This window comes from Bacillus sp. FJAT-26390 (assembly GCF_001682865.1).
Classification (GTDB): Bacteria; Bacillota; Bacilli; order Paenibacillales; family Paenibacillaceae; genus Pristimantibacillus.
Genome location: NZ_MAQX01000022.1, coordinates 70,355 through 84,806, shown reverse-complemented (window position 1 = coordinate 84,806; position 14,452 = coordinate 70,355). Strand labels below are relative to the sequence as shown.

Below are 14,452 nucleotides of genomic sequence, written 5' to 3'. Positions count from 1 at the left end.
ATCTATCGCACCTCTCTTAGCATCTATTAAATTTCATACTGCTGATTTCTATTGTATGGGTTAGAATAAAACATAAATATGAACGAATATAACTTATTTCTTATAAAATTTCACACAAGCTTGGAGGGAGTAAGCATGATGCCGGAAGCACAAGATCATGTCTATTTCGCAGCGCCTCCGCTGCCCTATTATTTAGAGAGCGGCGTGACCGTCCACAAACGCGGCGATCAGCATCCGAACCGGAAGCAGCTCGGCGTATTTGATCTGCTTATCGTTGAATCCGGCTGCTTATTTATCGGCGAGGAGGACCGGAAATGGAGCCTGACCGAAGGGCAAACGCTGCTGCTGCTTCCAGACGGTCCCCATTACTCGGTGAAGCCATCGGAGGAGCGGACTGTCTTCTACTGGGTCCATTTTCAGTCTGTGGGAGAGTGGCAGCAGTCCGGGCTCGACCATGCCAGCATCAGCCATGAAGATCATTACAATCGTTTCCTAGCGTCCCCCTATTCGCTCCATCTCCAAAAAGCATGGACGCTTCCCTACCCCGAGCAAACGTATCGCTTGATGCGAACGTTGAACAAAGCGGGAGGGGAGCGCCAATCAAGCGCCTTCTGGACGCAGCAGCAAACTTTCGAGGAGCTGCTGCGCATGATGGATTTGCGGCAAAATGACAGCTATACAAGCCCATCCGTTACGCTCGCGGAGAAGGCGGAGGCTTATATTAAAAACAACTACCGCACCGAAGTGACGAGCAAAACGATGGCGGAAGCGCTCAATTTTCACTACAACTATATTACGAGATGCATGAAGCAGGTTTATGGCATGACGCCTATCGACTACTTAGCGAAATATCGGCTTGAGCAGGCTAAGCTGCTGCTGCTGAAGACCGAATGGCCAATAGCTGAAATTGCCCAATACGTCGGGTTCGAGAATGTCCCTTACTTCTCCAATTGCTTCACCCGTCAAATCGGACTGGCGCCGACCAAGTTCCGCAAGCGGTATACGACTTAAATGAAAGAAGAGGCGGTCCCCGGAAGACAGCCTCTACTGCGATTATGTATGGCGAATGATGACACCCCCAGCGGCCTGCCCATTCAAATCGATGGTGTAATATAACGCCTCCCGCTTTCATGCCTGAAAGCAGCTGGTTATCATGGCGCTTTAACAAGCGTCCGCTTCAGCCAGTCGTAAGCAAGCCGTCCGCTTATTTCATGCGTGCCTGGAAATACGTCGATTTCGAGCTTGCCACTCGCTCCCTCGGACTCATAAATTGCCTGGATTTCTGCGGCTGCCTTCCGAAACCCTGCCACTGGAAAAATCGGATCACGCTCGCCTGATTCCAGAAATAGCGGGCGAGGCGCAATAAGCCCGATTAGCTCTGGAAGCTCCGCGTGAAGGAGCAGCCCCGGCGTGTAGTTGTCGATGCAGTGATGGACGGCGAAGATGCTTTCTTTGACCGTATTCGTGAAGCCAGTCAGCACAGCTGCCTGTATCCGAGCTTCCAGCACAGCAGCCGCGAAGCCAATTAAGCCGCCGCCGGAGAAGCCCATAAGGCCTATCCGGTCCGCATCGACCTCTGGCCGTGAAGAGAAGCATTGAAATGTCTTTAACGCTTCCGCTACGCGCAAGCCGGTAAGCGTCTTCCCAAGCATCATCAGCTGCGTCGACAAGTTGTGGCAGGAATTTGGGGAATCAGGATTATGCGCAAGATCGGCAAGCAGCCTGCGTTCGCCGAAGCCGATGACATCGGGAGCGATAACGGCCATCCCCCTCTTAACTAGCTGCACGGCAAAATGCTGATGGATGCCTGGCTCAGACTCATCAGGAGAGCCATCCTTCAACAGCCCAACAATTTCTCGGCTGCCGTAGCCATGGCCATGCAGCGCCAGCACGCCTGGCAGCGGCCCTTTGGCGCCATCTGGAATAAGCACATAAGCGGCAAAGGCCAGCTCCGGTGTAGCCGACAGCTCCACGCGTTCGCGAATATATCCGTCGCACTGAACGCGCTCCAGCAGCTTAGGGGCATGATCAGGATTTGGCTCAAAATGGCCGATCAACTCGCGCAGCGCCGCTTTCAGCTTAGGCTTCCGTTCGTTTCTGAGCTGCAGATTTTGATTGCGATGCCGATCAAGCGCTTCGTTATACAGCTTTTCTAAATAAGAATCTCCATTCCACATTTAGGTCTCTCCTCCTTTGATAATGCTCTTCAGCAAGCTTTTTAAGAAGAAATAGCTATGTCTGTGATTTCTTATCGTGACTTTGCTTGACATAATAAGATTTAAGTAGGGTATTGAATTTTTATTCTCTATGTTGTATATTTATGCAATGAGACGAATAATCGGGAGGCACGTAAATGATTCAGATGGAAAATTCGGTAACGGCAGCTTTATTGGAAACGGCTCAGAAATCGGTTCTTTTTACGGCACGCCGTCCTAGCATTGTGATGGAACGCGGCGAAGGGATGCATTTATGGGATACGGATGGAAAACGTTACTTGGACTTTGTCGGCGGCTGGGCTGTAACTAGCTTGGGACATTCCCCTGCTGTACTGCAGGAGGCTTTGTCACGTCAGGCTTCAACGTTAGTGCATGCAAGCCCCGGTTACTATAATAAGCCTATGATTGAATTCGCCGAGCTGTTGACCAGCGTAAGCGGCATGGACAAAGCTTTTTTTGCGAGCAGCGGCGCCGAAGCGAACGAAAGCGCAATAAAGCTGGCAAGAAAGCATGGCGCAGTTCATATGAATGGCGCCTATGAAATCATTACGTTAAAGAACAGCTTTCACGGTCGCTCCTTGGCCATGATGTCTGCGACAGGAAAAGAGCAGTGGAAGGAGCTTTTTGCGCCCAAGGTGGACGGCTTCAAGCATGTGCCTATCAATGACCTTGATGCTTGCTTCGCTGCGGTTACGAACGAGACCTGCGCGATAATGGTCGAGCTTGTACAAGGTGAGGGCGGCGTCCATGCTGTGGATGAAGCTTATTTGTATGGCCTGCGCAAAATGTGCGACATGTACGGCATGCTGCTTATTTTTGATGAAGTACAGACGGGGATGGGCAGAACGGGCAAGCTTTTTGCCTATGAGCATTACGGTATTATGCCCGACGTTATCACCCTTGGCAAAGGCATTGGCGGCGGCTTCCCGCTATCGGCGATGCTGACGAAAAGCAAATACGATCTATTCGAGCCGGGCGACCAAGGCGGAACTTACACGGGAGCGCCGCTTGCAATGGCAGCAGGCTACGCCGTGCTTCAGGAGCTATTGGAGCAAAATTTGGCGAGCAACGCCAAGACGCAAGGGCAGTATCTGACAGCTAGCCTGCGCAACCTATCCTGCGAAGTTCCGATTTCAAATATTCGCGGCAAAGGGCTTCTGCTGGCATTTGACGTACCAGAGGGGACCGCGCCCGAGCTTGCTGCGATTTGCTTGCAGGAAGGGCTGCTCATCAACGCATTAAACGCGTCAACGATCCGGCTCGTACCGCCGCTAATCGTAACCCAAAAGGACATCGACCAAATGCTGAGCATCCTGTTCCGCGCTTTCGGCCAGCTGCAAGCTGGTTAAGCTTGGGCAGCAGGTGCAGGGCAGAGGCGCTAATCCGCATCACTTAAGCCAACCCTCGAACAACTCGTCCAATTCCGATTCAGGAAGGACGAGTTTTTTTATGGGCGAGAAGCAATCTGCTCGCATGGCGCAGCATCTCCAGTTACTTTTCCAAGCACGCTCCAACAAACAATTTGCAACGCGGCTCCTTCTTACTACTCTGATTATATGCGAAGCGAACGGTTCGTACGCCAACCTCCGCTACCAATTCAGCGCGTTCCCCGCATGATCAACATACTCGCAATCGGCTGCGGCCGCATTCGTATTTAGGCGTGCCTCGACTAGCCGCAATATTGAATCGGCTGACTGCTCCGGTGTGAGCGCCGCACCCGCATCAAGCTTGCCCTGCATATACGTCTGCACCCAGCCGGGATGTACGACGAGCACTCGTCCGCCGTGCGGCTTGATGCCATTGTGGACGAGCTTCGATTGCATGTTCAGCGCAGCCTTCGACATGCAATAAGCGTACCAGCTATTTCGGTGGCAATCGCCGATGCTGCCTGCCTCTGACGAAATATTAACGAGAAATTTCGCTTCGCTCTTTAGCAGCAGCGGCATAAACGTCTGGCTCATCCGCAGGCTGCCTAAAGTGTTGACGTTATACACCTCCATCATTTCCGCATAATTGAGCGGATCAAGCACGGTCGCACCAATATCGCCCAAAATGGCACCGTTATTGATCAACAAATCAAGCCGGTCCGTCAACGCAGACGTTGCCCGCCACGCCCCAGCCACCGATTCATCGCTTGATATATCTAGCCGCAGCACGTTCAGCCGATCGGAATATGTATCCTTAAGCTCCGCAAGCTGAGGTACTTCCTCAGCATATTGTCCGGCAAACACATGATAACCCTGCTTAAGCAAACCTTTAACAAGCGCTAACCCTACCCCACGGTCCGTTCCGGTTACGAATGCTGTTTTCGTCAATTGACCCACTCCTCTAATAATCTTTTAAAAAGGTTGCGAATGTTGGATAAGCCGCTTTGCATAATTTAGATACGGTTGTAAAGCTCCCAATCAAGCAGGAGGGCTCCTATTTTGCGTAAACGTGCTGCCAAAAATAAAGAATTTACGATATACGTCATTCCGGCGTGGAAATGGAAGGAATTTATCGCCTTCGAGCTTATCGGCGGCACTGCCTTCTATTTGCTTTGCCGTAAAACCGCTCATTCCGAGCTGTTTGGCGTCGCTGCCAACATAGCCGGGCCGCAAATGCTCAAATACTTAATGGCGGCTTATCGGCTGGACGCAAAAAACGTTCCGCAGCCCCCGCCGAGCTAGCGGAATTGCAGAACGTTTCTTAAACGCTAGAAGCCGAAATATGCTTTCGCATTGCGGTAGGAGATGTTCTGGACCATATTGCCCAGCAGCTCCATATCCGCCGGGGCCTCGCCATTTTCAACCCATTCGCCAAGCAAATTGCAGAGCAATCGTCTGAAATACTCATGCCTGGTGTAGGATAAGAAGCTGCGGGAATCAGTAAGCATCCCGACAAAGCGGCTAAGCAGTCCCAGATTAGCAAGCGCATTCATTTGATCTAGCATACCATTTTTTGTATCGTTGAACCACCATGCGGAGCCGAGCTGAATTTTTCCCGGCACCCCGCCGCCTTGAAAGCTTCCAATAATTGAGCCGAGCACGTCATTGTCCTTGGCGTTAAGCGAATAAACGATTGTTTTCGGAAGCGCATCATCCGTATCCAGCGCATCAAGCAGTCTGGCGAGCGGGTACGCTACTGCGCTATCGTTGATCGAGTCAAAGCCCGTATCCGGTCCAAGCTTGCCGAACATGCGCGAGCTGTTGTTGCGAGCCGCGTTGATATGGAATTGCATCGCCCAGCCGCGCTCGGCATACAACCTTCCAAGAAAGAGCAGCGTGTGCGTTTTGTACTGCTTTTCTTCTTCCAAGCTTACCGTTTCCCCATTTAAAGCTCTGGCAAAAATAGCGGCAGCTTCCTCTTTCGTCGTCTCGGCGTAAGCGACATAATCCAGGGCATGGTCGGATACCTTACAGCCCACCTCGTCAAAAAACTTCACTCTCGCCGCAAGCGCATCAAGCAGCTCATCATAGCTGCCAATTTTGCTTGAAGCCGCGGCGCCAAGCTTGCCGATCCACTCCAAGAACGTCGCGCGGTTTATTTCGAGCGCTTTGTCCGGCCGGAAGGACGGAAGCACCTGCACGTTAAAATCTTCTAAACCCTTAATCGCCATATGGTATTCAAGCGAATCAGCCGGGTCATCCGTCGTGCAAATGACCTCTACGTTCGACATTTTGATCAAATCACGCGCTCGATACTGGCCGGTTGCCAGCTTCGCATTGACCTTCTCCCAAATCACCGGCGCCGTTTTCTCATTAATAAGCTCGTTCACGCCAAAATAGCGGCGAAGCTCCAAATGCGACCATTGATACAGCGGATTGCCAACCGTTTGCGGTACCGTCCTCGCCCAAGCCTCGAAGCGCTCGTAATCAGTCACGCCCTCTCCGCCGGTTACGTAACGTTCCTCAACGCCATTCGCCCGCATCGCCCGCCATTTATAGTGATCGCCGTACAGCCATGCCTCCGTAAGGTTCGAGAAGCTTGTATTCTCGAAAATTTGCTGCGGGCTTAGATGGCAGTGATAGTCAATAATAGGCATGTCCTTCGCAAAATCATGGTATAACCGGATTGCCGTTTCGTTCGATAACAAAAAATCGTCGTCCATAAATGGCTTCATTCCGTTTCCCCCAGTACACTATTTGTGGAATTTCACAAGGTCATCGATCTGTACGGCAAGCCCCGTCTGAATGGAACGATTCGCTGCAATGCCCGTTAGAATCGATCTTGCTCCGTCAATATGATTAGCCGCACGGTTGAACGGGTCCTCCACTGGCGTCCCGAACAAATCGTTCAGCAGGACTGGATCGCCGCCGCCGTGGCCGCCAACGCCGACCTCTACATCAACCTCATAAGGGGCTGCGAACATAGGGAACACCTTAATCGTTTTTTCCTTCAAGGCGCCCTCTTGTGATTTCTCCCCGCCCGAATTGACATACGATTGCTCGACGATATTCATTTCAATGCGGCCCTTCGTCCCATTAAAAGCGATGCGATAGCCTTCCCATGGCAAGTATGCATTTAACGAATAGGTTAAAATCGCGTTGTTTCTGTAGCGGACAAGCACGCCCATCGTGTCTTCAATATTGATTCCGTCTCCGAACACGCTTTGGTCGCGGCGATAGCCATCCTCATGCTCCGCATCCAAATACATCGCCTTTAAATGGTCATTTTTATCCAAGTGTAGCGCAAACGGATCGTTCTCAGCAATCGGGTTTCCAGTCGCGCGCTCATAAAACTTCGTTTCGCCGCGCTGCTCGGCATTTTCACGTCCGTAGAACAATAGGTCGCCAAAGGCGAACACCGACTCCGGCTGCGAGCCGATCCAGAAATTGACGAGATCAAAGTGATGCGTCGATTTATGCACGAGCAGACCGCCGCTGTTTTGCTTGTTGCGATGCCATCTTCTAAAGTAGTCGGCGCCATGCTGCGTATTCAGCAGCCATTCAAAGTGGACGGAAGTTACTTTCCCGATTGTTCCATTCGCGATAAGCTCCCTAGCTTTCGTATGATGCGGCGCGTAGCGATAGTTGAACGTTACCCGCACATTACGGCCCGTGCGCTCCACCGCATCCAAAATATCCTGGCATTTTTTCTCGTCAACCGTCATCGGCTTCTCGGTCACGACATCGCATCCAAGCTCCAGCGCACGAATGATGTACGTATGGTGCGTCCGGTCCATGCTCGTCACGATAACCGCATCAGGCTTCTCCTGCTCGATCATCCGATCAAATTCATTGGACTTGTATGTTTTTACTGCCTCATATTTATATTTATCCACTAAAATGCGGTTCGCATAGTCCATCCGGGTTTGGTTAATATCACAAAATGCGAGCAGCTCCGACGTCTCTCTGAAATCGGTTGCAAGCGCACCGTAAAAAAATTCAGCCCTGCCTCCGCTTCCTACCAATACATAACGTTTTTTTGTCATACTATGATTCCTCCCTCAATTCGCTTGCTTTCATCTTACTGCATGAGAGTGATATAATTCTCTGCATATGATGCTGATTTTTCATAAAACACCGCTTATTTTGCGAAAATATTAAAAGGAGCGAATCGATGAAAAATATTCCGCTGGAATTCCACAGCTTTGGCGCCACTCCCGAGCTGTATATAGAATATACCAAGCGCGCAGCTCCATTCACGATGGAAGATGACCATTATCATGACTATTACGAAATATACTATATGCTCGCTGGCCAGCGGATTTATTTTATCCGTGACCGCTCTTATTCTGTCGAGCAAGGCGACCTGGTTTTCATCCAAAAGCATGAGCTTCATAAAACGATGCAAAGCGGCGATGCCGCGCATGAGCGCCTGATCGTTCATTTTGATGATGCAACGATCCGCTCTCTAGCAGGCAAGCATGCCGAGCTTCTATTAACGCCGTTTAGGCAAGCCTCCCATATTATCCGTTTGCCAAGGCAAGAGCAGCTTGCTGTTGACCAATTGATGCGAAGGCTGCTTGCAGAGATCGAACAGCGCCCAGAAGGGTTTGAGCTTTTCCCGCCGCATGCGGTAACCGAGCTGCTGCTGACCGCAGCCAGATACTTGCAGAAGCATGAGCCTGCTCCGCTCCACCATGCTACGCCCATGCATGCAAAAATATCTGAAGTAATCCGCTATATTAATGCTCACTTTGCAGAACCGCTTAGGCTTGGCGTGCTAGCTGAACAATTTTTTATCAGTCCCTACTATTTAAGCCGAATGTTCAAGGAAATGACCGGGTTCACCTTTTCCGATTACGTCATTCTCACGCGCATTAAGGAAGCGCAGCGACTGCTGCGCGAAACCGAAATCAGCATAACCGACATAGCCGCCGCGGTCGGCTTCGATAACTTTTCCCATTTCGGCAAAACATTCAAAAAAATCATCCGTGTATCCCCGCGTGAATATCGCAAGCAGTACTTGTGAATGATTAATAGAAGTGTCGTAATTTCGTATATAGATGGTCATTAAATTGCACTAAAAATAAGAACGCAAATATGTTAGATTATATTTGTTGTCATATATTTATATACGAATTACGAATTCACTAATAGACGCCCAGGGAGAGATGAACCGATGATTCGAATTGGTAAAATCAGCTATTGGCATGTACACGCATGGGATTATACGAAGCAAGCACAGGAGCATCCAGGCACGGAAATCGTAGCGGTTTGGGATGAAATCGCAGAACGCGGCCAAGCGGCTGCTGAGAAGCTGGGCGTTACTTTCTACGAAAATTTAGACGAAATGCTAAAACGCGACGATATTGACGCGGTAATCGTTGACGCGCCGACTGTTAGACACCAAGAGGTCATGGTTGCGGCTGCTAAAGCCGGCAAACATATTTTCACAGAGAAGGTTGTTGCGGCAACTTTAAAAGAAGTTAACGTTATACTGGATGAAGTAGCTAAAAATAATGTAAAATTAACGGTATCGCTGCCTCGTTTAAATGACGGCTATACGCTCGCGATTCGTGATATATTGTCACAAGGCGTACTTGGGAAGATTACGCTGGTACGAGCTCGTTTATCTCACAACGGTGCGACAGCAAACTGGCTTCCCGAGCATTTCTACAACCTGGAAGAATGCCGCGGCGGCGCGCTGATCGATTTGGGCTGCCATCCGATGTATTTGACTAGACTGTTCATGAATGAAATGCCTAAAGAAGTTTCGGCTCATTTCGGCTATGTAACTGGCAAAGAAGTGGAAGATAACGCGGTATCGGTTCTGTCTGCTCCGTCCGGTGCGATCGGCATTGTAGAAGCTGGTTTCGTTAACAATCATTCACCGTTCACGCTGGAAGTACATGGCACGGAAGGCTCGCTGCTTTACGGCACGCCAGATAACAAGCTGCTGCTTCGCACTTCCAACGCAGGCGCTGAATCCTCCGAGGCTTGGACAGCTCAGCCGATTCCGCAAGCAAGAGAGAGCGCTTTTGACCAGTGGGTATCGCATATCGAAAACAATACGTCGGCTGACGAAAATGTAAGCCTTGCCATCGACTTGACTAAGCTGATGGAAGCTTCGAATCTGTCCGCTCGCGAGCATCGTGCCGTTAGAATTGATGAGCTGAGCGAGTAACCGCTACCGTAAAGCGGAGTACACCGAGGAGGAATCGGCATGCCTAACTTTCCTTATGAGGTCATGCATGAGCGTCAGGATGCGCTGGAGCGTCTAGAGCTATGTATCAGGTGGGGACCCTATGACATTCATGTGCTGCGCTTCCATCTGACCCAATTTCCTCCCGGCAGAATCGTCGGATTTCACAAGCATGCGGAATATGAATTCCATTTCATCCCGCAGGGCAAAGGGAAAGTCATTATTGTCGACCAAGAATACGCGCTTAAGCCCGGCATGTTCTATTTAACCGGACCCGAAATTATGCATTACCAAGAAGCGGATGCCCTTGAAGCGATGGATGAGCTCTGTCTGCACGTGGACATCATTGACAGGAGTGCTCAGGATAATAGCGGCGCCTCCCATTCCGACGACGATTGGGAAGCCGCCGAGGCGCGTGATTGCATCGAGAAGCTGAGAAATCTTCCTCATTTTCCGACTGCCGACCTGCATCAAGCGATGCCGCGTTTTCTTGAAGCTTATCAAGCCTGCAACGATAATTTCGTCGGAAGCTATACGACCATTAAGCAAACGGTAATCCAAATTTTGCTGCGTGCCGTTCGCGCTTACGATAGCGCAAGCGAGCAGAAGCAATTTCCAACGCGCGATATGAAAGCTTATCGCTACCGCCTTGCTTTGGAGTATATCTACGCGAACTATGACGGCTTCATTACGCTTGAAGACGTAGCAGACAAGCTTAATTTAAGCTCCAGGCATATTCAGCGGCTGTTCAAGGAGCTTCATCACGGGCATACTTTTAGTCGTATTCTCGAAGACATTCGCCTTGCTGTCGTATGCCGCGAGCTGCAGGAGAGCGAGCAATCCGTTGAAAAAATCGCGAAGCTGGCCGGTTTTGCCGGCGGCAACTACCTGCATGCCGTATTTCGCAAAAAATTTGGCGTTACGCCCTCCGAATACCGGAAGAGCTCGCGCCAAGCCGTACCGCAATGATCGATCATACCAAACCACTAGGAGGCTTTTAACATGTCCAAAATATATAAACTTGCTATTATCGGCTGTGGAGGAATTGCTAACGGCAAACACTTGCCAAGCCTTAAGAAACTAAACAACGTTGAAATCGTTGCATTTTGCGATATCGTCGAGCACCGTGCTATCGAAGCGGCTGCCCTATACGGCGCTGAAGGCGCTCGCGTCTACACGGATTACAAAGAGCTTTTGACTGACGCCTCCATCGAGATCGTTCACGTTTGTACGCCAAACGACTCGCATGCGGATATCGCGATTGATGCGCTTGAAGCAGGCAAACATGTTATGAGCGAGAAGCCAATGGCAAAAACAGCTCATGACGCACAGCGCATGGTTGACGCGGCTCGCCGTACAGGCAAGAAGCTGACTGTTGGCTACAACAACCGTTTCCGTCCAGACAGCCAACACTTGAAGAAGCTTTGTGAAGCTGGCGAGCTTGGCGATATCTATTACGCTAAAGCGCATGCGATTCGTCGCCGTGCCGTTCCGACTTGGGGCGTATTCTTGGATGAAGAAAAACAAGGCGGCGGACCGCTTATCGATATCGGTACCCACGCTCTTGATTTGACGCTATGGATGCTTGACAACTACAAGCCAAAAGTCGTGCTTGGCACTTCGTACCACAAGCTTTCGCAGCGCGAAAACGCAGCAAACGCTTGGGGACCTTGGGATCCAGCGAAATTCACAGTTGAGGATTCTGCATTCGGCATGATCGTCATGGAGAACGGCGCTACAATCGTGCTTGAATCCAGCTGGGCGCTTAACACGCTAGAGGTTGACGAAGCAAAATGTACGCTTTCCGGTACAGAAGGCGGCGCTGACATGAAGGATGGCCTTCGCATTAATGGCGAGAAGCACAGCCGTCTATACGCAACAAAAGTGGATTTGAACGCAGGCGGAGTTGCTTTCTACGATGGCAAAACCGAGAGCGACGCAGATCTTGAAATGAGAATGTGGCTGAAAGCAATCGACGAAGATACCGATCCGGTTGTAACGCCAGAGCAAGCTTTCGTCGTTTCGCAAATTCTTGAAGCGATCTATGAATCATCCAAAACCGGCAAAGCCGTATACCTATAAGCAACAAAAAGGAGCTGCCTCGCAAGGTCTGATAAGACCCTGGAGGCAGCTCCTTTTTTTCGCGACAAACGACTAGCTATCTATCTTCCAAAAAGGGAGCTGCCGCTATGACGGGCGCTATTGCTGCTCCTGCAATAATCAAGGACGGCTTGCGCGTTTGCATTAGTCCGCTAAAATAGCGTCAATTCGCGCAATAAGCTCATCTGATAGTTTAAGCTCGCTCGCTTTGCTGTTTTCTACAATTTGCTCGGGACGGCTTGCGCCAACTAAAGCGCTTGCTACATTCGGTTGTCTCAGTACCCATGCAATCGCTAGCTGCGCAACGGAATAACCAAGCTCAGCCGCCACTCCTTTTAGCTGCTCCACGCGGGATAGATGCCAATCGCTCAAATAACCGCCGATGTACATGTTCGAGCTTGCATCCAGCGCGCGGCTGCCCTGAGGCTTGCCTGCTTCCCCGCTGCTATACTTGCCCGTAAGCACGCCTTGCGCGAGCGGCGAGAACACGACCTGGCTGATGCCGTTACGTTCGCCGAGCGGGATGATCTCCTTCTCGATTGCGCGGTGGAACATATGGTACTGCGGCTGGTTGACGACGATCCGGTCCAGCAAATATTTATCCGCTACCTGAAGCGCCTCCTGCATCTGGGCTGCCGTCCACTCGCTTACGCCGACATACAGCACCTTTCCGGATCGAACAAGATCCTCAATCGTCCTCAGCGTTTCATCAACCGGCGTATTCGGGTCAAAGCGATGACAATAATATATATCTACATAGTCGAGCCCCAGCCTCTTCAAGCTCGCGTTCGCCTGCTCCAAAATATGCTTGCGCGACAAGCCGCGATCATTCGGGCCTGAGCCCATGTCGCCAAATACTTTAGTCGCGATGACATAAGATTCGCGCGCGTAGCCCCGCAAAGCTTCGCCAACGACCTCTTCCGCTTTGCCGCGCATATAGACGTTAGCCGTATCGAAGAAATTAATGCCCAGCTCGTAAGCCTGCGCAATGGTTTTCGCTGCGGTTCCGTCATCAACGGAATTTCCGTACGTCAACCAGCTTCCAAGACTGATCTCGCTTACCTTCAAGCCCGTTCTTCCAAGTCTGCGATAATTCATAATAACCTCCGACAATTTTATTTTTGCGACATGGTTCATTCTTGAATGACACTACCTCAATAGTCTCCGAGATGAAGTAACTAAGTATGCTACAAATTCATTGGGGCGCCGTTATGATCAATAAATAATGCGTCGGCTTGCGTCTTCCGCTCAACGATATCCAAAATGCCCGCAGCTGAAACGCCTGCATCGCCCGGTGCCTTCTCGCCGCCCATATCCGTTTTGATCCAGCCCGGATGAAGCGCGTGAACGACAAAGCCGTGTGGAGTGAGCTCGCGGCGAAGCTGAGCCGAGAACATGTTGAGTGCCGACTTGGACAGCGCATACGAATAATCGCCGCCATAAGCGCCAGAGAAGCAGCCCGCTTCCGAGCTAATGTTTATAATGCTTTGCCTCTCACCTTTGCGAAGCAGCGGCAAGAAATGCTTGAGCACGACAATCGGCCCAAATAAATTCGTTTGGAACGATTGCTCCATTTGCTCCATATCAAGCTGCTCCAGCTTCTGATCCCTGCCAAGCAATATCGCAGCGCTGTTAATGATAGAATCAAGGCGGATTTCCCGGCCTTCTATTTGCTCGCTGGCATAACGAACCGAGTTCTCGTCCACGACATCTAGCGGCAGTATCGTCAATTGGCCGGGGAATCTCGTAATCAGCTCCTGCAGCCCCTCCGTAGAAGAGCCGGGACTGCGAACGCCTGCCAGCACGTGATGACCTCTTTCGCACGCTTCGTTTGCTAGCGCTAAGCCCAGCCCTCGATTGGCACCTGTAATTAGAATGTTCATGCTGCTATTTTCCTCCTATCCATTCATTCCTCGAAATGTGAAGCGTTTTCGCAAAATGCCGTTAGTTTTTATCGTTCTCCAGCAGCTCCAGCATAATCTTAAGCTGCTTGAACGTATCCAGATAAGCGTAGCGTCCTCCGGTGTACTCTCCCTTTTGAACCAAAGCCATGCCGTTCTTCTCCATTAATGCAACCTTCTCTTTCATTCCTTCGACGACAAAAGCGATATGATGCGGGCCTTCTCCATGCTGATCAAGATGCTCCCTCCACGTGCTCGGGTGCTCATCCGGCTCAATCAGCTCGAGCTGCAGGGAGCCCATATCAAAAAAAGCAAGCTTAGCGCGAGCCTCCGACGACTCGCCGTTATAGGCGGTTTGCGCTTTTTCGACCGTATCCGTCCAAAACCAGCTTGGCTTCTCCACGCCAAAAAAATCCGCATAGGCTTGTGAGGTTTCATCAATATCATGTACTAAAAGTCCGATTTGCGTGATTGTCTTTGTGCCGAGTATATTTTTATCCATGTTGATTGCATCTCCCTATAATGGTTGATTTTATAATGAATGAACGTCGTATTTGCTTAAAAAATCGATTGCGCTATCTCCAAATGATCCAGTAACACGACCAGCCCTTACATCCACATCCCCCCTCTCAAAAGGTCGAGCACCTTTGTAAACACGCGTTTATT

14 protein-coding genes are annotated in these 14,452 nt (G+C 50.5%); 7 read left to right on the top strand and 7 right to left on the bottom strand.

Annotated elements, in window-relative coordinates; translation table 11 throughout:
- The first annotated feature begins 135 nt into the window (after nt 1-135).
- Nucleotides 136-1,011, top strand: a complete 876-nt coding sequence (locus A7975_RS17605) for a helix-turn-helix domain-containing protein (RefSeq protein WP_255314325.1) — start codon at nt 136-138, stop codon at nt 1,009-1,011.
- 140 nt (nt 1,012-1,151) lie between these two features.
- On the opposite strand, the gene A7975_RS17600 is transcribed toward A7975_RS17605, so the two are convergent.
- Nucleotides 1,152-2,177, bottom strand: a complete 1,026-nt coding sequence (locus A7975_RS17600; protein WP_065385986.1) for a dienelactone hydrolase family protein — start codon at nt 2,175-2,177, stop codon at nt 1,152-1,154.
- Between the two features lie 176 nt (nt 2,178-2,353).
- On the opposite strand from A7975_RS17600, the gene A7975_RS17595 reads away from it, so the two are divergent.
- Nucleotides 2,354-3,565: an aspartate aminotransferase family protein gene (locus tag A7975_RS17595; protein ID WP_053374568.1), complete on the top strand. Its 1,212-nt coding sequence runs from the start codon at nt 2,354-2,356 to the stop codon at nt 3,563-3,565.
- A gap of 240 nt (nt 3,566-3,805) precedes the next feature.
- Here A7975_RS17595 and A7975_RS17590 read toward each other — a convergent pair whose 3' ends face one another.
- Entirely contained in the window at nt 3,806-4,540 is a 735-nt protein-coding gene (locus A7975_RS17590; protein ID WP_255314324.1) for an SDR family oxidoreductase, read from the bottom strand.
- A gap of 102 nt (nt 4,541-4,642) precedes the next feature.
- On the opposite strand from A7975_RS17590, the gene A7975_RS17585 reads away from it, so the two are divergent.
- The gene (locus tag A7975_RS17585) at nt 4,643-4,885 is read left to right on the top strand and encodes a hypothetical protein (RefSeq protein ID WP_053374566.1); all 243 of its coding nucleotides are present in this window, start codon (nt 4,643-4,645) and stop codon (nt 4,883-4,885) included.
- Nucleotides 4,886-4,911: 26 nt separating this feature from the next.
- Here the strand turns inward: A7975_RS17585 and uxaC are convergent, their stop codons facing one another.
- Nucleotides 4,912-6,318, bottom strand: coding sequence for a glucuronate isomerase (gene uxaC / locus A7975_RS17580; protein WP_065385984.1), 1,407 nt, complete (start codon nt 6,316-6,318; stop codon nt 4,912-4,914).
- A gap of 18 nt (nt 6,319-6,336) precedes the next feature.
- On the bottom strand, nt 6,337-7,629 hold the full coding sequence (locus A7975_RS17575) for a Gfo/Idh/MocA family protein (RefSeq protein WP_065385983.1): 1,293 nt from the start codon (nt 7,627-7,629) through the stop codon (nt 6,337-6,339).
- 128 nt (nt 7,630-7,757) lie between these two features.
- Between A7975_RS17575 and A7975_RS17570 the strand changes: the two genes are divergently transcribed.
- From A7975_RS17570 to A7975_RS17555, 4 genes are all read left to right on the top strand, one after another.
- Entirely contained in the window at nt 7,758-8,612 is an 855-nt protein-coding gene (locus A7975_RS17570) for an AraC family transcriptional regulator (protein ID WP_065385982.1), read from the top strand.
- A 150-nt stretch (nt 8,613-8,762) separates the two neighbouring features.
- Nucleotides 8,763-9,767, top strand: a complete 1,005-nt coding sequence (locus tag A7975_RS17565; RefSeq protein ID WP_053374562.1) for a Gfo/Idh/MocA family protein — start codon at nt 8,763-8,765, stop codon at nt 9,765-9,767.
- Between the two features lie 39 nt (nt 9,768-9,806).
- Nucleotides 9,807-10,754: an AraC family transcriptional regulator gene (locus A7975_RS17560; RefSeq protein ID WP_053374561.1), complete on the top strand. Its 948-nt coding sequence runs from the start codon at nt 9,807-9,809 to the stop codon at nt 10,752-10,754.
- A 33-nt stretch (nt 10,755-10,787) separates the two neighbouring features.
- Complete coding sequence (locus A7975_RS17555) at nt 10,788-11,867, top strand: Gfo/Idh/MocA family protein (protein WP_053374560.1); 1,080 nt, start codon at nt 10,788-10,790, stop codon at nt 11,865-11,867.
- A gap of 162 nt (nt 11,868-12,029) precedes the next feature.
- On the opposite strand, the gene A7975_RS17550 is transcribed toward A7975_RS17555, so the two are convergent.
- The 3 genes from A7975_RS17550 to A7975_RS17540 form a co-directional block, all read right to left on the bottom strand.
- Nucleotides 12,030-12,983 carry an aldo/keto reductase family protein gene (locus A7975_RS17550; protein WP_065385981.1) on the bottom strand — a complete coding sequence of 318 codons (954 nt, stop codon included), beginning with the start codon at nt 12,981-12,983 and terminating at the stop codon, nt 12,030-12,032.
- Between the two features lie 89 nt (nt 12,984-13,072).
- Nucleotides 13,073-13,768, bottom strand: a complete 696-nt coding sequence (locus A7975_RS17545) for an SDR family oxidoreductase (RefSeq protein WP_065385980.1) — start codon at nt 13,766-13,768, stop codon at nt 13,073-13,075.
- Nucleotides 13,769-13,829: 61 nt separating this feature from the next.
- A complete protein-coding gene (locus tag A7975_RS17540; protein ID WP_065385979.1) occupies nt 13,830-14,288 on the bottom strand; it encodes a VOC family protein in 459 nt (152 codons plus the stop codon).
- Nucleotides 14,289-14,452: the final 164 nt, after the last annotated feature.